Here is a 25,572-nt window from a genome sequence, read left to right as displayed (position 1 = left end):
GATCCCGGGTGTTTCGCGAACCGTGAAAATCGGCGACCGTCCGGTGGAAGCCGGGCGGTCTCTCCGTTTGGGCCGAATATGCCGCGCACTGCCTGTAAGATTCCCGGCAGGCGGCGGTCAGGCTTTTCTTCGAACACCCCTGAAGGCCTCTTTCGAGGGGTGCATCTCCGCCTGCCTGTTTAGAGGTGGCTGAATCTCAGCCCGTGCAGTTCGCGCTCCTTTGCTGCGATCTCCTCCTCGAGGTCCTCGATGGCAAGCAATTGATGGGGTCTCACGGAATGGGCAGGCAGGGCCCTTTCCCTTTCCTCCAACTCGCCTTTCAAGCGTCGCAGCTCTGTTTCGATCGCCGATTTCCTCTCCGCCAATTCGCAGCCGGCCCTCCGCACTTCCTGGACGAACCGCTGAACCTTTTCCAGATCCTTTCGAAATCGGACGGGTCGGTTGTCCGGACCGACGGCGTTGGTCAGGGTGCAGCTGTCGGCTCCTGCCGGGCTGACGCTCATAACGGCATCGTAAACGTTGTCGGGCGAGAGGCCGCCGGCAAGAATGACCGGTATGGCGCTTTGCCAGACGAGGTAGCGCGACATTTCCAGGTCCGGCATCCGCCCCGTGACGCCGATAAAGCCTTCGACCGGTTGTCGGCTGAGCCAGGTGTCTATGAGGAAGATGTCGGAGGATGACTCCAGTTCCCTGGCGATTTCGAGCGTGGGAAAATCCGCGGATCGCCCGGGCAAGGGAATGGGGATGGAACGGATGATCTCGACCTCTGGCGCATATTCTTTGATATGGGTCTGCAATTCGATCACGGGTCCGAGGGGGACAATCTCCAGGTTGGAATTTACCATGGCCTCACAGAAGTGAAGATAGTCGGGCTGGTAGTAATCGATGGTCCGCAGGAGGGTTTCTTCGTGGTCGAAAAGCGGGATGATGCTAATCTTGGCGCCCGCCGCCCTGGCGGTCCGAGCCACCTCCCGCAGGTCGGGGAGCTGGTAGTCTTCCCGGGAGAAAATGACAGAGCCGATGTGGTCGACACCGGCTGCGAGGCATCCTTCCGCCTCTGCAGGGGTCTGAATTTCGTAGATCTGGGTAATCATAACTGCAATACACCTCCTGAACACACGCTTGGTTTCCGGATTCCAACCTGTTTTCGGATCGGAATCGACTTGTGTCTGACAGCCTTTTCCTCACGAAAGCGAAACGGTCTCCGTCCGGAAATGGTCGCCCGGCAAGGGCAGGTTTTCAATCCGAAAACGAGCGTTTTTCTTCGCCGGCGCAGTCCTAGTCGTTCGGGGCGGGTCGCATTTTGGCCAATATCAAGGAAATCAAACGTTTGAGCGGAGGCGACCTGGTGGTCGCCGCACAAGCAAACGTGCAGATTGACGCCGAGATTGGCCAAAAAGACCATTTCCAGGAGAAGAGGAAACTGGCATCCATTCGGAAATAAGGATCCAACACGACGAGTTTCCAATCCGGAAATGAGGATTTTTGGCCAATATCAAGGAAATCAAACGTTTGAGCGGAGGCGACCTGGTGGTCGCCGCACAAGCAAACGTGCAGATTGACGCCGAGATTGGCCAAAAAGACCATTTCCAGGAGAAGAGGAAACTGGCATCCATTCGGAAATAAGGATCCAACACGACGAGTTTCCAATCCGGAAATGAGGATTTTTGGCCAATATCAAGGAAATCAAACGTTTGAGCGGAGGCGACCTGGTGGTCGCCGCACAAGCAAACGTGCAGATTGACGCCGAGATTGGCCAAAAAGACCATTTCCGGATGGAAACTAGCCTGTATCGATGCAGGAATCAAGCGCTAAACGTGCCCGGCGACAGGACATGATTTCGAATGCAGAGCGTATCTCCGATTCGTGTTTCCCATGGTAGGGTGTATACTGTGTATACTGTATCCGCACTCAAACGCCTTTCCCTGTTAGGGTTACGCGGTTTGGCGAGAAGGTCCGGATGAAACGCATTTTTTTATTGATATATATCTGAAAGGTAATAGTATAGATTATTTAATCTAATTTCGGACAAGCTCATTTAGAGGGCAACGAGGAATCGAGGACGGTTGTGAGAAACGAACGGATACGCAATGTAGCCATCATCGCCCACGTGGATCATGGCAAGACGACCTTGGTGGACGCCATGTTCAAGCAGAGCGGCCTTTTCCGGGAAGGGCAGCTTCTGGACGAGCGGATGATGGACACGATGGATCTCGAGCGGGAGCGTGGCATTACCATCGCCGCGAAGAATTGCTCCGTCGAGTGGAAGGGCGTGAAGGTCAACATCATCGACACCCCCGGCCATGCCGATTTCGGCGGAGAGGTGGAACGCGCCCTTTCGATGGCCGATGGGGCGCTTCTGCTGGTGGATGCCTCCGAAGGGCCGCTCCCACAGACGCGGTTTGTCCTCAAAAAGACCTTGGAGGCGGGGCTGAAAGTGATCGTGGTCATCAACAAGATAGACCGTAAGGATGCCCGGCCGAGAACTGTTCTGGATCAGATATACGACCTCTTTATCGACCTTGGGGCCAATGAGGAGCAGTTGGAATTTCCCCTCCTCTATGCGATCGGCCGGGAGGGAGTGGTCAAGGAACGGCTTGAAGAGGAGGCAAAAGATCTGTATATCCTCTTCGATACGATCTTGAGAGAGATCCCCGCTCCGACCCATGATGCCGGCCAACCTTTCCAGATGCTCGTTGCGGATCTCGGTTACTCGGATTATCTCGGCCGCCTCGCGGTAGGCAGGGTGGTGCACGGCGAGGTGCATCAGAAAGAGAGCCTGATCTGCATCGGTGAGGACGGAAAGGAGAAGGCGCTCAGGGTCGTGACGCTGCAAACCTATCAGGGAATAGGTTTCAAGGAGGCGGAGTCGGCCGAGGCGGGAGATATTATCGTTCTTTCGGGAATTGACGAAGTGAAGATCGGCGACACCATCTGCACCCGTGAATCGCCGAGGGCCCTGCCTCGTATCCGGGTGGACGAACCGACGGTGAGCATGAAATTCACCATCAACACCTCGCCCTTTTCGGGGCGGGAAGGGCGCTATGTCCAGTCCAGCAAGATCCGGGAACGCCTCCTCAAGGAAACATTGCGCAACGTCGCCATCCGGGTCGAAGAGACGGAGGACAGGGAAAGCTTCACCGTCAAGGGCCGCGGTGAATTCCAGATGGCCATCCTGATCGAGACTATGCGCCGGGAGGGATTCGAGTTCTGTGTCGGGCGCCCGGAGGTGATCTTCAAAACGGAGGGGGGGCAGCGGCTCGAACCCCTGGAGCGGCTCTTCATCGACTGCGACGAGGCGTATATCGGAGTCGTTACGGAAAAGTTGAACATCCGCAAGGGGCACCTCGTGGATCTCGCCAACGCGGGGCATGGCCGCGCACGGCTGGAATTCAGCGTCCCCTCGAGGTCCCTCATCGGTTACCGGGATGAATTCCTGACCGATACGAGAGGGACTGGCATCATGAACGCCTACTTCGATGGATACGGTCCTTATCGCGGTGTCTTTCCCACCCGTTTCACCGGCTCCATCGTCTCGGACCGGCAGGGCAGCTCGGTGGCCTATGCCTTGTTCAACCTCGATCCGCGCGGCCGGTTGTTCATCCCGCCCGGAATCGCGGTTTACGAAGGAATGATCATCGGAGAACACAACCGCGAGAACGATATCAACGTGAATCCGTGCAAGGAAAAAAAGCTTTCCAACGTACGTGCGGCGGGCAAGGACGAAAATATCATCCTGACGCCGCCCACCCCTATGCCGCTCGAAAGGGCCATCGATTTCATCCGGGAGGACGAACTGGTCGAGGTGACCCCCAAGTCCATCCGCCTCCGGAAATGGATGCTCTCGGCGCAGGATCGACATCTTGTCCGGGCGGCGGAGAAGAAGAACCGGGCCGCCTGAGGCCGGAAGCGAGCCCTTTCCGGGAGCCGATCTGCGGGCGAACCGGGAGTGCGGCCGGTTAGCCATCCACGAGAGAAGTCGCCCTTCAGCTTGTGAAAATGCATGGTCGGGCTTCGTCCGGCATGAGGCGTCTGTGGAGACCGGAGGCAGGGCATGATACCGATCAGGGACAACATCCGTTCCAAGACCTATCCGGTTGTCAACAGCCTGCTGATTGCGGCCAATGTGCTGCTGTATCTGGTCGAGATGGGTCAGGGACCGTGGCTCGATCGTTTTATCTTCCTGTACGGGCTCGTGCCGGCGCGCTACTCCGTGCCGGAGGTGAGCGCCCACTTCACCTTCGCCGAACAGGCCCTGCCCTTTGTCTCCTTCATGTTCCTTCACGGCGGCTTCTGGCACCTGCTCGGGAATATGTGGTTTCTGTATATCTTCGGGGACAACGTAGAGGACAGTCTGGGTCCGTTCCGTTACCTGGTGTTCTATCTTCTCTGCGGCCTTTCTTCGGGCCTGAGTCATCTCTTCATCAATTTCCATTCCCAGATTCCCACCATCGGTGCGAGCGGTGCGATAGCGGGTGTTATGGGGGCCTATTTTCTGCTCTTCCCGGCCTCGCGCATCCTGACGCTGATCCCGATTTTTTTTATTCCTTATTTCATTGAAATCCCGGCGTTTTTCTTTCTGGGCGTCTGGTTTCTGATCCAGTTCATCAGCGCGGCGGGGACGTCCGCGCACGGCGGGGGGATCGCCTGGTGGGCGCATATCGGCGGCTTTGTTTTCGGGATGATTTTGCTGAAACTTCTTCAGCGCGTGCCCACGACCGGGCTCAGCGAAGAGGTGCGCCGAAAGGCCGCGAAGCGGACCAGCCACCGTTTGCAGGTGATTCATCCGGTGGGTTCGGGAGAGGAGCCCCATCTCTACGGAACCATTCACATTACCGAGAAAGAGGCCGAAGAGGGGGCCCACAAGATCGTCAACATCCCCTGGGGGTATCAGAAGCGCCCGTTCAGGGTGACGATCCCACCGGGTGTTCGGGCCGGCACCTATCTGCGTCTTGGCGGTCTCGGGAAAAGGATCGATGCCGAGCGCCGCGGCGATCTCTTTCTGAAGGTCCAGATCGAGTGATTTCGAGGCGATGCGGGGAAGCGTCGGCATCATAGGGTTTGATGGCGCAGGATGTTGTCGGAAGCGGAGCCGGTGAAAAAACCGGGACCCGCCCCGAATGGGTGGGATTGAGCAGGAGCGGAGCCATCCTCATTTCCGGATTTGAAACTGGCAGGTAATGGACAACGATTTCAGCATGAAAACATTCTCTGGGCGGAGGGCATTGTGACGGATCTTTTCTTTCTCGGGACAGGGGGCGCCTGGAGAGTCCCGGAGCTGAACTGCGACTGCTTGATTTGCCGGGAGATGCGGCGGAGGGGGGAATCGCGGGCCCGGACGGCGCTGCTCCTGAAGGGGGAAGGGCGCCTGCTGATCGACTGCGGTCCGGACATCGCGGACCAGCTTTCACGCCATGAGATCGGGGGCGTGGATGCCGTATTGGTGACCCATGAGCATGGAGATCACTACATAGGCCTCGACGAGCTTTTTTCCTACAAGCGTACGGCTCCGAAGGGGCGTTCCCGTGCCATTCCCGTTTTCATGACGGCTCCCGCCTGGAAGGTTGTATCCCTGCGGTTCGGCTATCTCGTCGAAATGGAGGTCATCCGGCCGGTGATCGTGGAGCCGGGACGCTGGGAAGAGGCGGCGGGCTTCGGCATTTTTCCCTTCAGGACGGAGCACGGCGCCTTTGCTGCAGGATCTGTCGGGTATTTGATCGATGTGCCGGGTCGCGGCGGGCCGCCTCTGCGCATTGTTTATCCCTCCGATTTCATGACGCTCCCGGAGGTGCCGCGCGAGCTGATGCGCCCGGATTATCTGGTGATGCAGTCCTTCTGGCTTCACGAACCCAGCCGCAATCGCCCCCACCATATGAGTCTTCAAAGGGCTTTGGATTATATTCGGCTCCTCGATCCGCGACGGGAAACCTTCCTCGTGCACATCGGCGACGGAGACTGCGTGCCGGGTGATCCGGCCAACGATATGCTCAAGAAATATGCAGCGAAGGACCCGCTTCGCCCGCCGTGGGGCGGAGACCCATACCCTGTCCCACGCTGCCAGTCCGAGTGGCAGCAGGTCGTGGACAGCATTGCAGCGGATTACGGACTACCGTCCCGCGTGACCGTGGCTTTCGACGGCATGCACCGCCTGCTGGGAGGTGGCCAGGGAGGATAGGTGTGTGCAGGCCAACACCCTCACGCGCGATCGTGTGATTTTCCCCCCTTGTTATGCTGTTTTTTCATGCGTTTCTGAAGAAGGGATTGAAGCGTTTTTCCTGGCCGATGCTGGTATGTGGGCCGTGGCCCGGATAGACCCTGAGGTCGTCACCCAAAGGAAAGATCTTTACCGTGACGCCGTGGATCAGGCCGGCGTAGTCCCCGCCGGGAAAATCGGTTCGGCCGATGGAGCCGGCAAAAAGGGTGTCCCCTGTGAAAACGGCGCCGGGGGCCAGAAAACAGACCCCGCCGGGAGAATGACCGGGGGTATGGATCACCGAAAGCGTGAAAGTGCCCACCTCTATCCGTTGCCCTTCGTGGAGCGGGCTATCCGGCGGGAATTCGAGCGCGGGCGCGTCAGCAGGATGGATCAGGACAGGGGCCCCGGTGATCCTTTTGAGTTCCCTTGCCCCGCCTGTATGATCGAAATGTCCATGGGTCAGGAGGATTGCAGAGATCTTCAAAGCGCTCTCGGAAATTTCCTTCATAATCCTCAGAACCTCGTCTCCTGGATCGATAACAGCGCCTTGAAGTGTTTTTTTGCATCCGATGATGTAACAATTGGCCTGGTAGGCGCCGACCGGAATTTTTTTCAGCATAAGACCCCTTTCTGATCGCTCTGCGGCTTCGGTTGGAAATGATTATAAGGTTAGATTCGATCCGGAAATGGTCTTTTCGCCAATCTGGGCGTCGATCTGCACGTTTCCTTGATAGCGGCGAGACCGGGGCCCACCCCGAAGGGGTGTGACAGAGCCGCCGAAGGCTGTGAAGAAAAATCATTATGCCGGGATTGGAAACTTGGTCGTACTGAATAATGACTTCCAGATGAAAACCAATGACCAATGGGACCGGAAGCGGCCCATTAGCCGAGAACCCGCTTTCGCCGGTGCGTTTTCGGTGAAGAACCGGTTATCGTTCCCGGAGGAACCTCAAGGATCTCAAATGTTCATTTTATAAAAATATATCTTGAAGAGTTTAAATCAAGTGGAAATCCGGCTGGTTCGGAAGCGCCGTTTTCGCGTAGCTGAATCATTTCCCGGGAAAATCGGGAATGAGGGCTTCGCTTGGCGCTTTTACCCGCGCCGGTGAAGAAAATGCCCATTTCCGGATGGAAACTTGGTCGTGCTGGATAAATCATTTCCGGATGGAGACTAATGATCATGAAAAAGAAGACGCTGCAGATGAGAAGGCTCAGATCGGAAGAAATCGGCATTTTCCGAATGATGATGATGAACATGTTGAATAATTCTCCGGATCCTTATGCAACAATCATGTATCCAATTGACGTTGGTCCATTTGTGAGGTTGATAGATGAATTTAGAAAAACAGGGAAATCTATCAGCCTTCATGCAATATACAATAAAATGCTTTCTATTGTTATTTCTGAAAATCCAATCGCCAATCAAATAGTTTTCGGTAACAAGGTATACCAAAAAGAAGGCGTTCATATTGCAAACGGATTCCTGCTTCCTGGCAATAATGAAGTTTTAGCGCATTTAATTATGGAGAACTGCCAGTTAAAATCATTAGAGACCATCCAAAGAGAGTTCAAACGTAAGATGGTTTCCAAAGCGAGAGAATACTCAACGCCCCCTAAAAAAATAAATGTGCAGATAATGGGGCTCATGATCAGGTTGGGAATCACGAAATTGATCGGTGGAAAAAAATTGTTCGAGATGGGATTCGAAAGGGGCTTGGTTTCCAATATTATTTTTTTAAATCATACATTTAAAAAACCTTCGACATTCCTTTTCATTAAGCCGGTTATCGGCAATGTACCTGTTAGAATACATGCACATTCACCGATTCCGCATCTTTTTCTGGAAAATGGCCACGTAAAAGAAAAACATATCGCTTTGTTTAGTATGACGGTGGACCACCGGGTTGGACACGGGTTGCATATGCAAGAAATCGGCGAATCTCTTCAAAAAATTGCTGCCGAACCCGAAAAATTTCTTCTGTAAATGTCCCTTGGGCTTACCGTGAAACCGATGCCTCAGGTATGGTCCAAGGACGGGCGGTTGACTTGCCTTTGCAGGGGTGCTAGTCTCGTTTCCATCCGGAAATGGTCTTTTTGGCCAATCTCGGCGTCAATCTGCACGTTTGCTTGTGCGGCGACCTGCAGGTCGCCTCCGCTCAAACGTTTGATTTCCTTGATATTGGCCAAAAATCCTCATTTCCGGATTGGAAACTTTGCCGCGCTGGATGCTCTTTTCCGGATGGACACTAGTCTCGTCTCCATCCGGAGATGATTTCCCGGTACCACCCAGTTTCCAATCTGAAAGTGAGGGTTTTGCCAATGCCGAGGAAATCAAGTGCCCGCGCGGACGCGGCCTGGTGGTCGCTGCACAAGCAATCGTGCAGATTGACGCCGAGATTGGCAAAAGAGACCACTTCGGGATGGAAACTGATGAGCGATTTGCCTCCGTTGTTCGTCCGGGTTTCAGTCTGAAATCGTGAGAAGGCCATGAAAAAAAATCTGCTTGCCCCCATGACTGCTTGGTTCATTCTGGCCGCAGGCTGTGCCGCCCATGCACCTTTGCCGCCGGAATACGACTTCGGAAAGAATGCCATTGTCATCCACGTAAAGACCGAGATGGGAATCCTACCCGCACAGGAGCGTGCATCCCTCCTCAGCCTTTGCGTGCATCAGTTGAATGAAACCGGTGGGTTCGAGCGCTATGCCGATGAGCCTCATGGCCTCGAGACCCTGAAGAATTGCGTCGTCATGCCGCCCGGCGTAGTTTATGAGAAGAAGCTCGGCATTCGTCCCGGGCAGGACTACACCTTTGTCCTGGACCGGGCCGAAGGTGCGCGATACGTCGGGCTGGTGGCCGGTTATGCCGGTCTGGACAGGTCTGCGACGGTTCGATTGTTCCAGATCCCGCTGATCGAAATCAAAAAGGGCTGGATGCTTCGCAGGTCCCTTCAGGAGGCGGAGATGGTGGTCCGTCTGACGTTGGGGCCGCAGGGTATCGAGAAGGCCGAGGCCGCTCGCCAGGGTGATTGAGGCGCCGAGTGAAGGTCTGTCCGGGGCACAGCGGAGGGATCACTCGGACGCTCGGCATACACCGCAGCGGCGGCATTTGCCGACCTCGCAGATTTCGGATTCTTCCGCCGCCAGCGCCAGGTGATACTCCCTCAGCAAGTGTTCTTTCCTGATGCCATGTTCGATAAAGTCCCAGGGCAGGATTTCGTCGAAGGCCTTCGGCCGTGAGACGAAGAATTCCGGGTTGACCTCTGATTCTTTCAGGGCTTTTTTCCAGTTTCCCTCCGAGCGGTGGACAGCCGTCAGAATACGCGATACCCTGCGGTCTCCCAAGGCCAGCAGGGCCTGTATGTAAGCCCAGCGGGGTACATCGAACGTCGCCTTCACGCCTCCTTCCCGCGCAAAGGCCTGCCGCAGCCAAGCCTGCTTTTTTTTGAGTTCACGGACATCTTCGAGGCCGAACCATTGGAAGGGCGTGAACGGTTTGGGGACGAAGCAGTTGATGCTCAGTGTGATCGGGCGGAGCGTGCCCCGCGGCGCCGAGGCCTTGATCATCCGGTGCTTGATGGCCTTGACCAGTTGCACCATTTCGGAAAGGTCCTCCTGAGTTTCGGTCGGCAGACCGATTAGAAAATAGAGCCGTAAGGCGAAATCGGACGTTTCGGCGATCGATCGTGCAGCGTTGAGAATATCCTGCCGCGAGAGGTGCTTGTTGATTACCCGGCGCAGCCGCTCCGAGCCCGCTTCGGGGGCGATGGTCACCGTTTTCCGGCCCGCCGCCTCGAGGTGCTCGAGCAAGGTCGGGGTCAGTGCATCGGCACGCAGTGAGGAAGCGGAAAAAGAGCCCCCCTGTTCCAGGATAAACCCCGTGAGCACCTCGATCTCGGGCAGATCGTTGACGCATGGGGCCAGAAGCCCGAGCTCCGGATGATCTGCGAGCAGGCCCTCGATGCAGGTGCGGAGGGTCTCGATCGTGTGCCAGCGCGGGGGGCGGTAGATATAGCCCGCGGCGCAGAATCGGCAGGAGCGTCCACAGCCGCGGCCCAGTTCGACCAGCGGGCGTTCGCCGAATTCGGTTTCCGCTGTAATGATCTGCGAATGCGCGGGGGGCGGCGTGAGCGTCCGGCGCTTGCCAACGGGTATCTTGGCGGGGACGGTAGCATGCTTCGGGATGAATGCGGAGATCCGTCCGTCCTCGGCATAGGAGACGTGATAGAGCGAAGGGACGTAGAGGGACGGGACCTGTGCTGCGAGCTGCATGAGGGTTTCGACCCGGGCTGTCCCTCTGCGCAGCAAATCCACGAACAGGTCCAGGAAGGGCTGGAGTGTCTCCTCGGCCTCCCCGAGAAGGAAAAAATCGATGAAGTGGGTCAGAGGCTCGGGGTTGAGAAAGGTGGTGACCCCCCCGGCCATCACGAAAGGGTGGGTGTCACGTCGGTCCTCGGCGGCAAGGGGTACCTTGGCCAGATCGAGGACCTTCAGGATGTTCTGGTAGTCGTTCTCGAACGGGACGGAAAAGGCCAAAAGGTGGAAGTCTCCGACCGGTGATTGCGATTCGAGCGAGAGGAGCGGCCTGCCGGTCTGGAGATAAAGGGGCATCTCCGGGCCTCCCGGCAGGAAGACCCGTTCCGCCAAAACGTCCGGTCTCTGGTTCATCAGGCCGTAGACCGATTGAAACCCGAGGTTGGACATACCGAGACGGTAGGTATTGGGGAAGGCCAGAGCGACGGCGCAGCGTCCTCCCCACTCCTTTCCGACCCAGCCCTTTTCCCGTGCAAGCCTTTTGCGATAAAGGGAAATCAGCTGGTCTGCCACTGCGGTCTCTCACTCCTCATCATCTCTGATGGATCCCGGTCTGGATCAATCGGCTTTGACCCGCATAAAGGTCGGAATCTCCAGATTTTCCCTGAACCCCAGTTTGCTGAAGAGCCCTTTCCTCTTTTTCTGTCTCTCGGGGGCCATGTCATCCGGCTCGTCCGGAAGGGATTTCCCGATCCGTTGGAAGGTTGGTGTATCCAGATCCAATCTCTCTCCGTTCAAGCGCACCGTCCAGGTTTCGCCGGCTTCCTCGGGGCTGATATCCCGGATCTTGACCACATTGGCATACTCCCGTTTGCCGGGGGTAGGGCCGCTCCTTGGCAGGGCCTCTTCCTCCTCCTCCGGGGCACTGTCGATGCCCGTGGCAATGACGGTCACATGCACTTCTTCGCCGCAGTTTTCGTCGAAGACCACGCCGAAGAAGATGTCGGCATCGTCATTGACCTCGCCTTTAATGTACTTGGAGGCCTCGTCGATTTCGTCCATGGTCATGTCGTACGGGCCGGTGATGTTCATGAGTAGCCCCCTGGCTCCGCGGATGGACAGGTCCTCCAGGAGGGGGCTGTTGATGGCCATCTGAGAAGCTTCGATAGCGCGGTTTTCACCGGTTGCCCGGCCCATGCCCATAATGGCCGTGCCGTTCTGCTCCATGACCTTTTTGACATCCGCGAAGTCCAGGTTGATGAAGCCGGTGCTCATGATCAGGTCGGAGATGCCGCGCACGGCCTGCAGGAGGACGTCGTCGGCCCTGACGATCAGATCCTTGAAGCTCGCGCTTTTGCCGCCGAGGGCTTTCAGTCTTTCGTTCGGAATAACGATCAGGCTGTCGACCTCGTCTTTGAGTCTTTCAATCCCGTCAAGGGCACGGGTCATGCGTTTGCGCCCTTCGAATTCGAAAGGCTTCGAAACTACGGCGACCGTCAGGGCATGGGTGGTTTTACATTCCCGGGCCACGATCGGGGCAGCTCCGGTCCCTGTCCCCCCTCCCATTCCCGCGGTGATGAATACCATGTCGGCGCCTTCGACGGCCTCCCTGACCTCGTTGATGCTTTCCTCCGCGGATGCGGCCCCGATTTCGGGGTCGGCGCCCGCACCGAGGCCTTTGGTCGTCTCAGGACCCAATTGAATACGATACGGGCAGGTCGAACGGTCGAGATCTTGGCAGTCCGTATTGGCCGCTATGAGGTCGACGCCCCTCAATTTCGCGGCGATCATGTTGTTGATGGCGTTTCCGCCGGCGCCGCCGATGCCGACCACTTTGATTTTGGCCTGATACCGCTCTTTTTCCTCCACAAACTCAAATTTCATGGTGTCCCTCCTCTCTCCTCCAGGGTTGAATGGTGTCCATCCGGAAAAGGCCTTTCCGCCTCGTTTCGGCGCGAGGCTGCGCCTCCCCCTCGTAGGGCCGGCTGCACCCGGATGCTCGATTTTCTGAGCAGCGGCCGGCAACCTTCTCTTCCGGATCGAAACGGTATACATTTTCGTAATCCGCCTCGGGATCGAGGCAAAAGATTGCTTCTCGGGAAACGCTCGTTCCTATCATAGTGTCCTCAAACTAGATGATATCCTTGAACCACTTTTTCATCCTGGCCATGACACGGTTGAAGATGTTGTTGTCCCTGATCCGGAACTTCTTCTGCTTTTTTCTCGCCTTGGCCCCATAGATGACAAGGCCTACAGCCGTGGCGTACATCGGACGGTTGACGACCTCCACAAGGCCCTTGATGCCTTGAGGATATCCGATCCGAACCGGTGCATCGAAGACCTGTTCGGCCACTTCGACGATCCCGGGCAGTTCGGAGGAGCCGCCCGTAACGACAACGCCGGAGCGAATGTCGCCTTCATAACCCGAGTGAACCATCTCCCCGTAAATCAGTGAAAAGATCTCTTCGACCCGTGGTTCGAGGATTTCCCCCAGGATCTGACGTGAAAGTGTCCTCGGTTTTCTTCCCGCAACCCCGGGGATCTCGATGGTTTCATCGGGACCGATCAAGGATGAGAGGCTGCAGCCGTAACGGATCTTGATCTTTTCCGCATCGGCCTTGGCGGCACGCAACCCGACGGCGATATCGTAGGTCAGGTTGTCGCCGCCCAGGGGAAGGACGCTCGTGTGCTTGATGGTGCCCCCGGAAAAGATCGCCAGGTCGGTCGTTCCGCCTCCGAAGTCGATCAGGGCCGTTCCGAGGGTTCTCTCTTCCCGGCTCAGGACGGCCTCGCTCGAGGCGAGGGGCTGCAGGACGATATCGCACACGTCCAGGCCCGCCCGGTTCGCGCATTTGATCAGGTTCTGAGCGGAGGTCACGGAGCCGGTGACGATGTGCACCCTGGCCTCCAGGCGGACGCCGGACATGCCCAGAGGATCGATGATTCCACCTTGATCGTCGACGATGTATTCCTGCACCAGGGTGTGAATCACCTCACGATCCATAGGGATGGCCACCGCGCTGGCGGCCTCGATGACTCGGTCTATCTCCTTCTGAGTCACCTCCTTTTCCTTCAGCGCGATGACCCCCTGGCTGTTGAAGCCTTTGACATGACCGCCGGCGATGCCTATGTAGACGGAGCTGATTTCGCATCCGGCCATCGTTTCCGCTTCTTCGATGGCCTCCTTGATGGAATCGACGGTGTTTTCGATGTTGATGACGACGCCTTTTCTGAGGCCTTCGGATGGATGGCTGCCCATGCCGATGATTTCTATGCCGTCTGGCCTCACATCCCCCACCACGGCACAGATCTTGGTTGTTCCGATGTCCAGGCCTACAATGATGTCTCCTGCCATAGATCCTGTCTCCAATTCAGGGGCGCTGCTCAGCTTCTCTCAAAGGACGCCACCGCGCCTTCGGTGTAGTTCAGATTGATGCTTTTCAGTCGTTCCAGTTCACCCTTTTCCTGGATAAACGAGGTGACTTGCCTCAGTTTCCGTATGGCCTGGGCCAGAGTATCCGACGCGCACTCGATCCGGGCTTTCATGTGCGTGTAATATAGCGTGAGGGCCGATCCATCTTTGAGGTGGATCTCCGCGAGATGGTTCACAGCCCAGGGCGGTTGTTCAGCCTTTAGGGTATTCAGGATCTCGACCACGCGTGGAAGGAGGGTCGGCAGGTCCGGGGAATCCGCCGGAATTCCGGTGATGACCGGGAAATTGACCGGATCTACGGCAGTGACCCGCTTGAAAAGCTCCCCGTATCTGTTCATGAAATGGGTCTGATTCAGGACGACGATCGCCACGGGCTCTTGCTTTTCGACGCTGATGACCAGTGTGTGAGGGAAACGCCTTTCAATTTGTATACGGCGCACCCAAGGATGATCTTCCATGTCCAGCTTCAGTTTCCCAAGCTGGATCGCGGCGAGGCTCAATCCGCTGTGCAACTTTCCCATGGCCATAAGCTCTCGTTCGAGAACGGGGTCGGCCCCCTCGACCTGCACGATCTCGAGCCTGAGGAGCGGTGAGAGCAGGGCGAACTGATAGAGGGAAAGAAAAAAGGCGCTCAGGAGGCCGATGGCGCCGAGGACTCCCGCAATGCTCAGAGCCCCTTTCCCGAAACCGTTCAAGAAGTTGAGAACCCGACTGTGATCAGATCGGCGCCTGATGCGATTGCGTCTGGACATTACTCCTCACCTACGATCTGAATTTCCGGTTCGAGCAGGACGCCGTGCCGAGCACGGACCTTTTCGCGTGCAAGCGCCATGAGCGCCAGTACGTCGGCGGCCGTGGCCGTACCTGTATTGATGATAAAATTGGCGTGCCTTTCGGAGATCTCGGCTCCCCCTATCCGTTTCCCCTTCAATCCGACTTCTTCGATCAGGCGGCCCGCGAAGTCGCCGGGCGGATTCTTGAAGACGGACCCTGCACTGGCTGCCCCCCACGGCTGGCCGGCCTTGCGCCTTGCCAGAAAGGTCTGCAGGCGTGGGCGCACGGCCTCGGGATGGGAGGGCTCGACCCTCAGACAGACTTCCAAGATCACTGTCTCAGCGGGGAATTCGGTCTGCCGGTAGTGGAACCGCAGGTCCGGACGCTGCATGATTTTGACCTCGCCCGCCGTTGTCAGGATCTCCACAGAAACAAGGCTCGAAGCGATCTCTTTCCCGAAGGCCCCCGCGTTCATGGCGACCGCGCCCCCGACGGTTCCCGGGATCCCGGCGAGATACTCGAGCCCGGCAAAGCCGTCGGCAAGAGAGCGGCGCATGAGCGCTCGAATGGGCAAACCAGCCCCCGCCCTCACCAGAAACGGGTTCGAGGCGGATCGCTCGATCGATGCCAGGGTGCCTTTGAGCACGATGAGGGCGCCCGGCACTCCACCGTCCCGCACGAGAAGGTTGCTTCCGGCACCCAGGACCCTCCAGGGGATGGCCTCGCGGTGGAGAAATACCAGGACCCGTGAGAGTTCCTCGATATCCGGCGCCTCGTAGACCGCTTCGGCGGGGCCTCCGATATGGAAGGTCGTCCATCGATCCATCGGGGTGTTCCAGAGCACATGCCCTCCGGTCAATTCATCCATCCCGCGACGCTGCGCTTCCGTCATCCTCATGGCTTCCAATCGAGTTTTTCGAGGATCCTTTCCCCAGCGCGGTGGATGTCACCGGCCCCGAGGGTAATGAGGACATCGCCGCTTCGCAGGATGCCCATAGCCTTTTCGAGCGGGTCCTCATCCTCGGCACACAGGTGGACGTCCTTGTGCCCGTGCTCCTTGATTCCCTGCACCAGCCAGGCCGAATGCACCCCCGGGATGGGTCGCTCCCCCGCCGCGTAGATGGGTGCTACGAGGAGGACGTCGGCTTCGTTGAAGGCGATGACGAAGCGGTCGAAGAGGTCTTTCGTACGGCTGTAGCGGTGGGGCTGAAAAAGCACGACGATCCGGTTGTCGGGCCAGCAGTCGCGTGCGGTTTTCAGAACGGCCATGATCTCGGTCGGATGATGGCCGTAATCGTCGACCACCTGCACGCCGCCCGCTGTGCCCTTGCGTTGAAAACGCCGGGCGAGCCCCCCGAGGTTTTCGAGCCCCTTGCGAATGACCTCGATGCCGAGGTCGAGCTCGAGTGCGACGCCGATGGCGGCCAGGGCGTTCAGGACGTTGTGTTCGCCCGGCATGCCCACTGTGACGCGCCCGAGGGAGCGGTTCAGGTGGAGCACCTCGAAGCTGACGGCCATGGGGTGCTTTTCGAGATCCTTGGCGCGGAGGTCGGCCTGCGAGGTCATGCCGTAGGTCAGAGAGCGTTTCTTCAGGCGCGGCAGGATGTTCTGGATTTCCTCGTTGTCGAGGCACAGGACCGAGACGCCGTAAAAGGGGACCTTGTTGATGAACTGCACAAAGGTTTCATGGAGGGCCTCCAGGCTGCGGTAGTGGTCCATGTGCTCGCGGTCGATGTTGGTCACCACGGCGATGGTGGGGGAGAGGACCAGGAAGGACCCGTCACTCTCGTCGGCCTCGGCCACGAGGAAATGGCCCTGACCCAGCTTGGCGTTCGAGCCCCCCCAGATATCCAGACGCCCCCCGATGACCACGGTGGGATCCAGCCCGCCGTTCGTCAGGATCGATGCGACCATCGAGGTGGCGGTTGTCTTGCCGTGGGCGCCGGCTACGGCGATCCCGTATTTGAGGCGCATCAACTCCGCGAGCATCTCGGCCCGGGGGATGACCGGGACAGCCTGTTCCTTGGCCGCGATCAATTCCGGATTGTCGGGAACTACCGCCGAAGAAAAAACGACCACATCGGCCCCAAGGGTATGCTCGGCCCGGTGGCCCTCGAAGACGGCGGCGCCCAATGCGGCCAGTCGGCGGGTGACCTGCGAGCCTTTGAGATCGGAGCCGCTGACCTCATACCCGAGGTTGAGCAGTAGTTCGGCGATGCCGCTCATGCCGATGCCGCCGATCCCGACAAAGTGAATCCTTTTTGTCTTGCCGAATGGTCGCATGCCTTTGCGCTGCCTTTCTCGCTCTCTTTTTTGTCAGCCCGGGCTTTCCGGAATGGATAAACCCGGAAGGCCCATGTTCAACTGGGGTACGCGTCCCGCTCGTCCACGCATTGCAAAATGCCGTCGACTATCGCGCCGGCGGCGTTCGGACGGCTCAGCCGGGCGACGTTGCGCCCCATCTCATCGAGCAGTTCCGGGTGCTCTATCAGTCCGGCGAGAACCTCGGTCAACTTGTCGGCAGTCAGTTCCGACTGCCGAATCATGACGGCGCCCCCCGCATGGACAAGGCTCAGGGCATTGGATTCCTGATGGTTGTTGGCGGCATAGGGATAAGGCACCAGGACCGAGGGTTTCCCGATGGCCGCGAGTTCGAAGACCGTCGTTGCCCCGGCGCGCCCGACGACGAGATGCGCCTCCGCGTAGACCCTCGCCATATCATCGATGAACGGGGAGATTTCAGCCGGAAGGCCTCGTGCCTCGTATCCTCGACGGACGGCCTCGTAGTCGTCCTTCCCGGTCTGGTGGATGACCCTCAACACCTTTCCGTTCTGAACCAGGCCAGCGACAGCCGGTACCATCACCTCGTTGATGGCCTTGGCACCCTGGCTTCCACCGACCACGAGGAGGGTGAAAACTGCGCCGTCGGCAGGCTTCTTCGCCCGGACCGCAAGGATCTCCCGCCTGATCGGATTTCCTGTGAGCGTGATCTGTTCGCCCTTCAGGTAGGGCCGGCTCTCCTCGAATGAGATGAAGACGCGGTCTACCACCTTCGAAAGCCAACGATTCGTCAAACCGGGAAAGGAGTTCTGTTCGTGGATCGCCGTCGGGATGCCCATCCACCTGGCGGCAAGGCATGCTGGCCCCGCCGAGTATCCTCCCATGCCGATTACGGCTGCCGGCCGCCATTCTTTCAGGATGGCTCGGGACTGCCATAGGCTGCGCGGAATCATCACGGCGGCGGCGAATTTCCGGCGCCATCCCCGTCCCTGGAGACCCTCGATGTCGATGCTCCGGGTGATCTGGCCGTGGCGGGCCAGGATCTCGGCCTCCATCGGGCGCTGACCGATGACGAACAGGGTAACCGCCCCGGGGATGCGAAGCCGGATCTCCTCCGCCACGGCGATCCCCGGGAAAAGGTGCCCCCCGGTTCCGCCGCCGGCGATGATGAAGCAGGGTTTGTATGGTTTGTCCCGCATACGCTGCCTCTCGTCCGCTCGCTATTGTTTTGCCGAAATGCGCATCAGAATGCCGACCGCCATCAGATTCATCACCAGGGCCGAACCGCCGTAGCTGATAAAGGGCAGCGTCAGGCCTTTGGTCGGGAGGAGACCCATGACGACGCACATGTTGATCAGCACCTGGAGCCCCAGAAAGAAGCTGAGTCCGAAAGCCAGATAACTCGCATACAGATCGCGTGCGTTGAGGGCGATATAGATTCCCCGCATGATCAGGACCCCGAACAGGATGGTGATCAAGGCCACCCCGACGAAACCCATCTCCTCAGCGGCGATCGAAAGCGCAAAATCCGTGTGGGGTTCGGGAAGATAGAAGAGCTTTTGTTTACTGTTCCCGAGCCCGACACCCAGCAGGCCGCCTGATCCGAAGGCCAGGAAGGAATGGATGATCTGGAAACCGATCCCCTGAGGATCCTCCCAGGGGTCGAGGAATGCCATCAGTCGTTTGACGCGGTATTCCGTGTTCATGACCATATAGATCAGGGGGGGAATGGCGGCGGCCGCGAGGACCGCAAGCTGCCACAGGCGGGCGCCGCCTATGAAGAGCATCACGAAGGTCCAGGCCGCGATGATGACGGTTGTCCCGAGGTCCGGCTGGGACAAAATCAGCAGCATCAGGATGCCCGTCAGGACGATATGGGGGAGCACGCCTTTGGTGAAGGTGCTCATCTCCGGTCCTTTCTTGGCCATCGAGCAGGCCAGGAAGACCGCCAGTGAAAATTTGGCCAGTTCCGAGGGCTGGAAGGCCAATCCCCCCAGCCTCAGCCATCGGGTGGCGCCCCCGGCATGCAGACCCAGACCGGGAATGTGCAGGGCGAGCAGAAGCAGTAGACTCAGCCCCAGCAGGGGATAGGCCCCACGGTGCAGATACCTTTCCGGGACATTCCTGAGCGTGATCATCATCAGGAGCCCGAGGACACAGTAAAAGGCCTGCCTTTTCAGGAAATGGTACCCGTCGTTCAGGCGCAGGGCCGCCAGATTGGAGCTGGCGCTGTAAACGACGACGAGCCCGAGAGCGAGCAGGACGACCGTCGGGATCAGGAGCATGAGGTCGTAGCCGGAATGGACGTTCTGCTTTTCAGCCATGGCTGAGAGCCTCCACGGCCTCGCGGAATACCTTTCCACGGTGGGCATAATCCGAGAACATGTCGAAGCTCGAGCAGGCCGGGGCAAGCAGGACCGTGTCGCCTGGCTTCGCCCGCGCGGCCGCCTCCTCGACCGCCTCCTCGAGGGTTTGAGCCGTCGAAAGGGAGATCCTGCCTGAAAAGTCGGCCGCAATGAGCTCTCTGGCCTCTCCGATCAGGATGGCATGCCGGATGCGCTTTTCCCCGGCCTCGACGAGTGCGCGGTAATCGGAGCCCTTGTGTCTCCCCCCCGCGATCAGCACGATCGGAGCCGGGACGCTCTCGATGGAGCGCACGGCTGCATCCACGTTGGTGGCCTTGGAATCGTTGTAAAAGGAGACCCCGTTGTGTTCGCCGACTTTCTCCAGACGATTGGGCAAGGCCCGGAAACGGTCGACAGCCTTCTGGATGGCGGCTTCAGGAATGCCCACGGCAAGGGCGGTGAGGATGACGGCCATCACGTTTTCAAGGTTGTGCCTGCCTGGCAGGGCGAAAGATGCGAGCGAAAAGCGCGTGGAAATCCCGGAGGGCATGTGCAAGACCACGACCCTGTCACGGATGAAGGCATGGCGCCTTTCCGTTTCGTCGATGCCGTATCGGAGAATGGCGGGTCCGGCAGGCTCGAAATGGGCGAGATGCGGGTCCGCGTCATTCAGGATCAGGTGGTCCCCCGGCCCCTGGTTACGGGCGATGGTGTGCTTGGAGCGGATGTAGGCATTGAAGTCCGCGTAGCGGTCGAGGTGGTCGGGGGTGATGTTCAGAATGACCGCCGCCCTCGGCCGAAAACTGGGGCTGGTGTCCAGTTGGAAGCTGCTGACCTCCGCTACGACCCAGTCATCGGTTTGCGGGCCGATCGCGTAAGTCATGAGCGGGGTCCCGAGGTTTCCGCCGACGAAGGCCTTCAGCCCGGCGCCGCGAAGGAGTTCGCCCACGCACTCGGTGACCGTGGATTTTCCGTTGGTTCCGGTGATGGCGATGACAGGGGTGCGGAGGATGTGCGCGGCAAGCTCCATCTCGCCGATGACGGGGATTCCCTTTTCCCGTGCGCCCACGCACAGAGGCATGCCGAGGGGCACGCCGGGGCTGAGGACGATCAGATCGGCCTGAAAAAAGGTTTCCTTCAGGTGGCCGCCGGCCTCGATCGTTATTCCGGTGGACCGCAGTTCGGCGACGAGTTTCGGGTCGAACGCCTCCAGCGGACGGATTTCGCTGATGGTCACCTGTGCGCCGGCCTGCAGGAGCCAGCGGGCCGAGGCGATTCCTGATACGCCCAGACCAGCGACGGTCGCCTTGCGGCCCTGGACGTCCGGCGGGTGCCCGAGTTTCATCCGGACAGGGGTTTCTGATCGGTCTGTTTCAGAGGCGCGGTGTTCCTGCATGGTGGTTTCCATCTCCATTTCTTTGTTCGGATTTCTTTTGGCATCTCTGTCGGAGCTTGAAGTCATCGTGTCTTGACGCGGTATGTCTTCGTTTTCTTCACGCGCCCCTATCGGAGCTTCAGCGTACTGATGGACATCAGGGCCAGAATGATCGAGATGATCCAGAACCGGACGATGACTTTGGGCTCCGGCCAGCCCTTCAATTCAAAATGGTGATGAATCGGCGCCATGCGAAAGATGCGATGTCCGCCGGTCAGCTTGAAGTATCCCACCTGAAAGATTACCGAAAGCGCTTCGAAGACGAACAGCCCACCGACGAGGGCGAGCACGATCTCCTGCTTGGTCACGAGCGCGACCGCTCCCAGGCCGGCCCCGAGGGACAGGGAACCGACATCGCCCATGAAGATTTCCGCCGGATAGGCGTTGTACCAGAGAAAGCCCAGCCCGGCGCCCACGGCTGCCCCGCAGATCACCGAGATCTCGCCGGCCGCGCCGACGTAGGGGATTTGAAGGTACGCGGCGATTTTCACGTGTCCGGCCAGGTAGGCAAATATGACGTAGACGGTGAAGGCGATGGCGGTTGGACCTATGGCCAGCCCGTCGAGGCCGTCTGTCAGGTTGACGGCGTTCGATGCCCCGACGATGACGAAGACCGCGAAGGGGATGTAAAACAATCCGAGGTCAGGTGTGATGTTTTTCAAAAACGGGATGCTCAGCCGGGTGTCGAGGCCGTGGCAGACGTAGAGCACGACCGCCGTCAGGAGGGCGGCGGCGACCTGCAGAGAGAATTTGGCTGATGGACTGAGTCCCCGGTTGTTCTTCCGGACGGTCTTCAGATAATCGTCCGCAAAGCCGATGGCCCCGAACGATACCAGGACGAAGGTCACGATCCAGACGAGGAGGTTGGCCGGATCCGACCAGGCAAGAGAGGAGATCAGGATGGCGGGGATGATCAGGCACCCGCCCATGGTAGGGGTCCCGGCCTTGGGTTTGTGGCTTGCCGGCCCCTCTTCTCGGATATACTGTCCGATCTGCAAGGCGCGCAACCGGCCGATCACCCACGGTCCAAAGACGAAGCAGATGCAGAGGGCCGTGAGGGCGGCGAGGATCGTCCGGAACGTGATGTAGCGAAACACGTTCAGCCAGGTGACGTCCGCCTGAAAAAGCATGATGAGTTTGTAGATCATGGCCTTGCCGCTTTCCTCAGAGGGTCGAATGGCTCCATCGAAGGGCCGCCGCCAGCCGGCCGGAGGGGTCCGCCGCGGCATGAACGGCTGTCAAAAGGTGATCGAGCTGAAACGGTTTTTCGAAGTGCACCATGACGTCGGGCAGATCCTCCCGTGCCTCGGCAATCTCGGGGCAGGTCCCGGACATGACGATGATCCTCTCCCGGCGGTTGGCCTGCTTCATCCGCTTCAGCATTTCGATGCCATCGAGGATAGGCATGCGAATATCGGTGATGACCAAGTCGAATTCCTCGGATCCCATCCGTTCGAGCGATTCCAGGCCGTTTTTCGCAACGGAGACGTCGAAGCCCTGGGTGCGCAGGACCTCGGAAAGGAGGATGCGCATGTTGGGTTCATCGTCGACGACGAGTATCTTCAAGCCCTCTCTCATCATGAATGTTCTCCTTCGCCGAAGGTGTCATGCAGCCCCCTGCTGACGAGGTCGAGTCCCATCCTGCGGGAGCCTTTCAGGAAGACCAGATCGCCCTCCTGGAGCAGCGGGACGATCGTCTCCAGCATGGCCGCGGCGTCGGCGACCGCGCGTATGTGGTCCGGAGGCATCCCGGCTTCGATCGCGCCCGCTTGCATATCGGAGGCGTGGCGCCCCGCTGCCAGGAACCATTCCGCCCCGGTCTCCGTGACGCGCCGACCTGCTTCGCGATGCTCATGCGGCGCCTTGTCCCCCAGTTCGAGCATGTCGCCGAGGCCGATGACGATGCGCCTTCCTCCGGCCGCCAGCCCCTCGAGGGAGGTAAGCGTCGTTTCGAGGGCGAGCGGGTTTGCGTTGTAGGTGTCATCCACCAGCAGGATATTGTTTCCCAGGAAATGGATCTCGAAGCGTCCGTGCATGCCTTTGAACAGGCGCAGTCCTTCCGCGATCTGGTCCGGATGGGTGTTCAGGCAGAGGGCCGCCGCGGCCGCGCCCAGCGCGTTCCAGACATTCTGCAGCCCGGGGACGGAGACCGTCATGGTGTAAGTGTGTCCTCCATAAACGAGGTCGAAGGTGAATCCCTCGTGGCCGCGGGCCTTGATCCGATCGGCGCGGACCGTGTTGCCCGGGGCGAACCCGAAGGTGACCACGGGGCGGTTGAATCCCGCGACCGCTTCCATCAGAGGTTTGTTGTCGCCGTTGACGACCACGGAGGCCGTGCTTCTGATCCGCTCGATCAGCTCCACTTTGGCGGCCGCAACGCCCGCGAGCCCCCCGAGCCCTTCGGTGTGGGCCGGCCCCACGTTCGTGATCACCCCGACATCGGGGTCGGCGATCTCGGTCAGGGCGGCGATCTCACCCTTGCGGTTCATGCCCATTTCCAGGACGGCGCAGCGGTGGTCGCTCTCGAGCCTGAAAAGGGTCAGAGGGAGTCCGATCAGATTGTTGAGATTCCCCTCGTTCCAAAGGGTTTTTTCTCCAAGACTCAAGATGGTGGCGATCATCTCCTTGGTGGTCGTTTTTCCGGCGCTGCCCGTTACCGCGACGACCTTGAGGGGGATCTGATGCCGCCACCAGGCGGCCAGGGTGCCCAGGGCCTGCTGGGGATTTTCGACGGCCAGGACGACCATGTCCTCGCGCTTGAGCGGGGGCAGGATCCGCCCGGACTGGACGAGGAGGCCGGAAGCCCCCTTTGCGGCGGCCTGATCGAGAAAGTCATGGGCATCGAAGCGTTCGCCCTTCAAGGCCCAGAACAGCTTTCCATCACAGGCCTGACGGGAGTCCGTGGCGATCCCGTGAAAACGGACCTCCGGATCTCCCTGGATCCATTGGGCCTTCAAGGTGTCCGCTATGCGGCCTGCAGTCATCTCGTTCCAGATCAGTGCCACTCAATCCTCCTGCAGGGCGGCCTCGGCAGCCACCTTGCGGTCATCGAAAGGAAGCGTTTGCGCTCCGAGGATCTGATAATCCTCGTGCCCTTTCCCGGCGATCAGAACGACATCCCCGGGGCGGGCCATGCCGACGGCCCGGGCGATGGCATCCCTGCGGTTGTGCTCTACCAGGTACCCCCTGGAAGGTGCGTTGCGTTGCCCAGCGACCCAGGCCGCCGGCGTCTCAGGAATCCGTTCGCGGCCTGTGGACAAAACGCCCGCTTCGATCTGTGCGATGATCTCCTCCGGATTTTCGCTGCGCGGATTGTCGGAGGTGATGAGCGCCACATCGGAGAGGGCGGCTGCCACACGGCCCATTTCAGGCCGCTTGCCGGTGTCGCGGTCGCCGCCGCAGCCGAAAACGGTGATGAGCCGCCCCGATGTCAAGGGGCGCAGAGCGTCGAGGACCTTTTCGAGGGCGTCCGGGGTGTGCGCATAGTCCACCAGGATCGTCAATCCGCGGGTGTTCGGGACCGGTTCGAGGCGTCCAGGGACGCCGTGGAGCGTTTCGATTCCCGCCGCAATCGCCTCGCGTTCGAACCCGAGCGCAAGACCAGCGCCGGCCGCTGCCATGATGTTGTGCAGATTGAACGTCCCCACCAACGCCGAACGGACGGCGATGTCCCCATCCGGCGTATGGAGGAGGGCGGTAAGCCCGCCGCGGTGAAACCGGATCTGGTCGGCGGTTATATCGCAGCCCGACTCGCGGCCGTAGGTCAAAACGGCGGCAGAGGTCAGTGCTGCGAGCTTCAGCCCCGCGGGGTCATCCCGATTGATGACAGCCGTCGGTGAAACCCCGCCCGGTGCGCCGCATTGACCGAGGCTGCGGAAAAGAAGGCTCTTGGCCTCGAAATACTCCTCCATCGTTCTGTGGTAATCGAGGTGATCCCGCGACAGATTGGTGAAGACCGCGGCCGCGAACGGGCATCCCTCTACGCGGCGCTGCTTCAAGGCATGGGAGGAGACCTCCATGACCACGTGGGTGACGCCCGCATCGGCCATAGTCCTCAGGCTCTTCATGATCTCCAGGGATTCCGGGGTCGTCATGGGAACCCTCCACTCCTTGCCGGGGCAGCGATGGCTGATGGTGCCCATGACCCCGGGGGTGGCCCCGGCGGCCTTGATGATCGACTCGATCAGGTAGCTGGTCGTGGTCTTGCCGTTTGTTCCGGTGATGCCGATCAGTTTGAGATCGTGATAGGGTTCGCCGTAGAAACGCGCGGACAGGGTGGAAAGGGCGATCCGCGTGTCCGGGACGGAGATGAAAGGCACGCCGATCGCCGTCGATGGCGGCGTTTCACCGACGACAGCGGCGGCTCCCCGTGCTATGGCCTCATGAATGAAAAGGTGTCCGTCGGCCTTGAGGCCCCGCAGCGCGACGAAGAGGTATCCCGGTTGGACGGCCCGAGAGTCGTACGCCAGGCCCGTGATCCCGATGCCGGGGAAGCAGTCTGCGGCTCCGGCCGCTGCGGTCTCTGCCAGAAGCAGAGAAAGGGGCACCGCCGAGTCGCGGGTCAGTTGGGATTCGTGGGATTGCAGGTCACTCATATCCATTTTCTTCGCAGATGCGCTGTTGGTCCGCAGGCGGTTGTCGGTTTCGCGCTTTTTGTCTTCATTGGTCTCTATCCGGAGATGATTATCCGGTACAATCCGGTTTCCAACCCGGAAATAAGGATTTTTCTTCACAGCCTCCGGCCGATCAGTCCCATCCCTTCGGGATGGGTCCCAGCTTGGTCAATATCAAAAAAATAAAGCGTTTGTATGAAGGCGATCTCCCAGGTCGCTGCCCAGGCGAATGTGCAGGTCGATGC

25 protein-coding genes are annotated in these 25,572 nt (G+C 59.2%); 7 read left to right on the top strand and 18 right to left on the bottom strand.

The features are described from left to right. Window positions 1–179 precede the first annotated feature (179 nt). Entirely contained in the window at window positions 180–1,094 is a 915-nt protein-coding gene (locus ACZ500_RS15525) for a phosphoribosylanthranilate isomerase (protein WP_464228274.1), read from the bottom strand. Then, the gene (locus ACZ500_RS15520; protein WP_464228273.1) at window positions 1,091–1,405 is read right to left on the bottom strand and encodes a hypothetical protein; all 315 of its coding nucleotides are present in this window, start codon (window positions 1,403–1,405) and stop codon (window positions 1,091–1,093) included. Before ACZ500_RS15520 ends, ACZ500_RS15525 begins: the two co-directional genes overlap by 4 nt. 262 nt (window positions 1,406–1,667) lie before the next feature. Between ACZ500_RS15520 and ACZ500_RS15515 the strand changes: the two genes are divergently transcribed. From ACZ500_RS15515 to ACZ500_RS15500, 4 genes are all read left to right on the top strand, one after another. Continuing rightward, window positions 1,668–1,838, top strand: a complete 171-nt coding sequence (locus tag ACZ500_RS15515) for a hypothetical protein (RefSeq protein ID WP_464228272.1) — start codon at window positions 1,668–1,670, stop codon at window positions 1,836–1,838. 230 nt (window positions 1,839–2,068) lie between these two features. After that, the gene (typA, locus tag ACZ500_RS15510; protein ID WP_464228271.1) at window positions 2,069–3,901 is read left to right on the top strand and encodes a translational GTPase TypA; all 1,833 of its coding nucleotides are present in this window, start codon (window positions 2,069–2,071) and stop codon (window positions 3,899–3,901) included. 153 nt (window positions 3,902–4,054) lie between these two features. Then, window positions 4,055–5,023, top strand: coding sequence for a rhomboid family intramembrane serine protease (locus ACZ500_RS15505; RefSeq protein WP_464228270.1), 969 nt, complete (start codon window positions 4,055–4,057; stop codon window positions 5,021–5,023). Window positions 5,024–5,227: 204 nt separating this feature from the next. Then, window positions 5,228–6,175, top strand: a complete 948-nt coding sequence (locus ACZ500_RS15500; RefSeq protein ID WP_464228269.1) for an MBL fold metallo-hydrolase — start codon at window positions 5,228–5,230, stop codon at window positions 6,173–6,175. Between the two features lie 64 nt (window positions 6,176–6,239). Here ACZ500_RS15500 and ACZ500_RS15495 read toward each other — a convergent pair whose 3' ends face one another. Continuing rightward, complete coding sequence (locus ACZ500_RS15495; protein ID WP_464228267.1) at window positions 6,240–6,815, bottom strand: MBL fold metallo-hydrolase; 576 nt, start codon at window positions 6,813–6,815, stop codon at window positions 6,240–6,242. Window positions 6,816–7,162: 347 nt separating this feature from the next. After that, window positions 7,163–7,318, bottom strand: a complete 156-nt coding sequence (locus ACZ500_RS15490) for a hypothetical protein (protein WP_464228266.1) — start codon at window positions 7,316–7,318, stop codon at window positions 7,163–7,165. 58 nt (window positions 7,319–7,376) lie between these two features. Between ACZ500_RS15490 and ACZ500_RS15485 the strand changes: the two genes are divergently transcribed. Next, a complete protein-coding gene (locus tag ACZ500_RS15485) occupies window positions 7,377–8,180 on the top strand; it encodes a hypothetical protein (RefSeq protein WP_464228265.1) in 804 nt (267 codons plus the stop codon). A gap of 101 nt (window positions 8,181–8,281) precedes the next feature. Continuing rightward, window positions 8,282–8,446, top strand: a complete 165-nt coding sequence (locus ACZ500_RS15480; protein ID WP_464228264.1) for a hypothetical protein — start codon at window positions 8,282–8,284, stop codon at window positions 8,444–8,446. Here the strand turns inward: ACZ500_RS15480 and ACZ500_RS15475 are convergent. Then, window positions 8,443–8,610: a hypothetical protein gene (locus ACZ500_RS15475; RefSeq protein ID WP_464228263.1), complete on the bottom strand. Its 168-nt coding sequence runs from the start codon at window positions 8,608–8,610 to the stop codon at window positions 8,443–8,445. The two genes, ACZ500_RS15480 and ACZ500_RS15475, sit on opposite strands and share 4 nt — an antisense overlap. 73 nt (window positions 8,611–8,683) lie before the next feature. Here ACZ500_RS15475 and tssJ point away from each other — a divergent pair, with 73 nt between their 5' ends. Beyond that, window positions 8,684–9,226, top strand: a complete 543-nt coding sequence (gene tssJ / locus ACZ500_RS15470) for a type VI secretion system lipoprotein TssJ (protein ID WP_464228262.1) — start codon at window positions 8,684–8,686, stop codon at window positions 9,224–9,226. 39 nt (window positions 9,227–9,265) lie between these two features. Here tssJ and ACZ500_RS15465 read toward each other — a convergent pair whose 3' ends face one another. The 13 genes from ACZ500_RS15465 to ACZ500_RS15405 form a co-directional block, all read right to left on the bottom strand. Continuing rightward, window positions 9,266–11,020 carry a radical SAM protein gene (locus tag ACZ500_RS15465; protein ID WP_464228261.1) on the bottom strand — a complete coding sequence of 585 codons (1,755 nt, stop codon included), beginning with the start codon at window positions 11,018–11,020 and terminating at the stop codon, window positions 9,266–9,268. A 45-nt stretch (window positions 11,021–11,065) separates the two neighbouring features. Further along, window positions 11,066–12,331, bottom strand: a complete 1,266-nt coding sequence (gene ftsZ, locus ACZ500_RS15460) for a cell division protein FtsZ (protein WP_464228260.1) — start codon at window positions 12,329–12,331, stop codon at window positions 11,066–11,068. 247 nt (window positions 12,332–12,578) lie between these two features. Further along, window positions 12,579–13,802, bottom strand: coding sequence for a cell division protein FtsA (gene ftsA, locus ACZ500_RS15455; RefSeq protein WP_464228259.1), 1,224 nt, complete (start codon window positions 13,800–13,802; stop codon window positions 12,579–12,581). A gap of 29 nt (window positions 13,803–13,831) precedes the next feature. Then, a complete protein-coding gene (locus ACZ500_RS15450; protein WP_464228258.1) occupies window positions 13,832–14,632 on the bottom strand; it encodes a cell division protein FtsQ/DivIB in 801 nt (266 codons plus the stop codon). Further along, complete coding sequence (murB, locus tag ACZ500_RS15445; protein ID WP_464228257.1) at window positions 14,632–15,546, bottom strand: UDP-N-acetylmuramate dehydrogenase; 915 nt, start codon at window positions 15,544–15,546, stop codon at window positions 14,632–14,634. Before murB ends, ACZ500_RS15450 begins: the two co-directional genes overlap by 1 nt. A 2-nt stretch (window positions 15,547–15,548) precedes the next feature. Then, entirely contained in the window at window positions 15,549–16,937 is a 1,389-nt protein-coding gene (gene murC, locus ACZ500_RS15440) for a UDP-N-acetylmuramate--L-alanine ligase (RefSeq protein WP_464228255.1), read from the bottom strand. A gap of 77 nt (window positions 16,938–17,014) precedes the next feature. Continuing rightward, window positions 17,015–18,133 (bottom strand): undecaprenyldiphospho-muramoylpentapeptide beta-N-acetylglucosaminyltransferase, encoded by a 1,119-nt coding sequence (gene murG / locus ACZ500_RS15435; protein WP_464228254.1) that lies wholly within the window; start codon window positions 18,131–18,133, stop codon window positions 17,015–17,017. A 21-nt stretch (window positions 18,134–18,154) separates the two neighbouring features. Then, the gene (gene ftsW, locus ACZ500_RS15430; RefSeq protein ID WP_464228253.1) at window positions 18,155–19,258 is read right to left on the bottom strand and encodes a putative lipid II flippase FtsW; all 1,104 of its coding nucleotides are present in this window, start codon (window positions 19,256–19,258) and stop codon (window positions 18,155–18,157) included. Continuing rightward, window positions 19,251–20,693 (bottom strand): UDP-N-acetylmuramoyl-L-alanine--D-glutamate ligase, encoded by a 1,443-nt coding sequence (gene murD, locus ACZ500_RS15425; protein ID WP_464228252.1) that lies wholly within the window; start codon window positions 20,691–20,693, stop codon window positions 19,251–19,253. The genes ftsW and murD overlap by 8 nt, the downstream gene beginning before the upstream one ends. 89 nt (window positions 20,694–20,782) lie before the next feature. Beyond that, window positions 20,783–21,862 carry a phospho-N-acetylmuramoyl-pentapeptide-transferase gene (gene mraY / locus ACZ500_RS15420; RefSeq protein ID WP_464233064.1) on the bottom strand — a complete coding sequence of 360 codons (1,080 nt, stop codon included), beginning with the start codon at window positions 21,860–21,862 and terminating at the stop codon, window positions 20,783–20,785. Window positions 21,863–21,878: 16 nt separating this feature from the next. Beyond that, window positions 21,879–22,295: a response regulator gene (locus ACZ500_RS15415; RefSeq protein WP_464228251.1), complete on the bottom strand. Its 417-nt coding sequence runs from the start codon at window positions 22,293–22,295 to the stop codon at window positions 21,879–21,881. Further along, the gene (locus ACZ500_RS15410) at window positions 22,292–23,719 is read right to left on the bottom strand and encodes a UDP-N-acetylmuramoyl-tripeptide--D-alanyl-D-alanine ligase (RefSeq protein WP_464228250.1); all 1,428 of its coding nucleotides are present in this window, start codon (window positions 23,717–23,719) and stop codon (window positions 22,292–22,294) included. The genes ACZ500_RS15415 and ACZ500_RS15410 overlap by 4 nt, the downstream gene beginning before the upstream one ends. Beyond that, entirely contained in the window at window positions 23,720–25,447 is a 1,728-nt protein-coding gene (locus ACZ500_RS15405; protein ID WP_464228249.1) for a UDP-N-acetylmuramoyl-L-alanyl-D-glutamate--2,6-diaminopimelate ligase, read from the bottom strand. Window positions 25,448–25,572 lie beyond the last annotated feature (125 nt).

Source organism: Desulfatiglans parachlorophenolica (genome assembly GCF_055394735.1).
Note: the sequence above shows the minus strand (reverse complement) of the source record. Positions and strands in the feature narration are given on the sequence as shown.

Coding starts and splice junctions, on each gene's coding strand:
- ACZ500_RS15525 (WP_464228274.1), bottom strand. CDS start 1,094: ATGATTACCCAGATCTACGAAATTCAGACCCCTGCAGAGGCGGAAGGA.
- ACZ500_RS15520 (WP_464228273.1), bottom strand. CDS start 1,405: ATGGTCTTTTTGGCCAATCTCGGCGTCAATCTGCACGTTTGCTTGTGC.
- ACZ500_RS15505 (WP_464228270.1), top strand. CDS start 4,055: ATGATACCGATCAGGGACAACATCCGTTCCAAGACCTATCCGGTTGTC.
- ACZ500_RS15495 (WP_464228267.1), bottom strand. CDS start 6,815: ATGCTGAAAAAAATTCCGGTCGGCGCCTACCAGGCCAATTGTTACATC.
- ACZ500_RS15490 (WP_464228266.1), bottom strand. CDS start 7,318: ATGGGCATTTTCTTCACCGGCGCGGGTAAAAGCGCCAAGCGAAGCCCT.
- ACZ500_RS15485 (WP_464228265.1), top strand. CDS start 7,377: ATGAAAAAGAAGACGCTGCAGATGAGAAGGCTCAGATCGGAAGAAATC.
- ACZ500_RS15480 (WP_464228264.1), top strand. CDS start 8,282: ATGGTCTTTTTGGCCAATCTCGGCGTCAATCTGCACGTTTGCTTGTGC.
- tssJ (WP_464228262.1), top strand. CDS start 8,684: ATGAAAAAAAATCTGCTTGCCCCCATGACTGCTTGGTTCATTCTGGCC.
- ftsZ (WP_464228260.1), bottom strand. CDS start 12,331: ATGAAATTTGAGTTTGTGGAGGAAAAAGAGCGGTATCAGGCCAAAATC.
- ftsA (WP_464228259.1), bottom strand. CDS start 13,802: ATGGCAGGAGACATCATTGTAGGCCTGGACATCGGAACAACCAAGATC.
- ACZ500_RS15450 (WP_464228258.1), bottom strand. CDS start 14,632: ATGTCCAGACGCAATCGCATCAGGCGCCGATCTGATCACAGTCGGGTT.
- murB (WP_464228257.1), bottom strand. CDS start 15,546: ATGACGGAAGCGCAGCGTCGCGGGATGGATGAATTGACCGGAGGGCAT.
- murC (WP_464228255.1), bottom strand. CDS start 16,937: ATGCGACCATTCGGCAAGACAAAAAGGATTCACTTTGTCGGGATCGGC.
- murG (WP_464228254.1), bottom strand. CDS start 18,133: ATGCGGGACAAACCATACAAACCCTGCTTCATCATCGCCGGCGGCGGA.
- ftsW (WP_464228253.1), bottom strand. CDS start 19,258: ATGGCTGAAAAGCAGAACGTCCATTCCGGCTACGACCTCATGCTCCTG.
- murD (WP_464228252.1), bottom strand. CDS start 20,693: ATGGAGATGGAAACCACCATGCAGGAACACCGCGCCTCTGAAACAGAC.
- mraY (WP_464233064.1), bottom strand. CDS start 21,862: ATGATCTACAAACTCATCATGCTTTTTCAGGCGGACGTCACCTGGCTG.
- ACZ500_RS15415 (WP_464228251.1), bottom strand. CDS start 22,295: ATGATGAGAGAGGGCTTGAAGATACTCGTCGTCGACGATGAACCCAAC.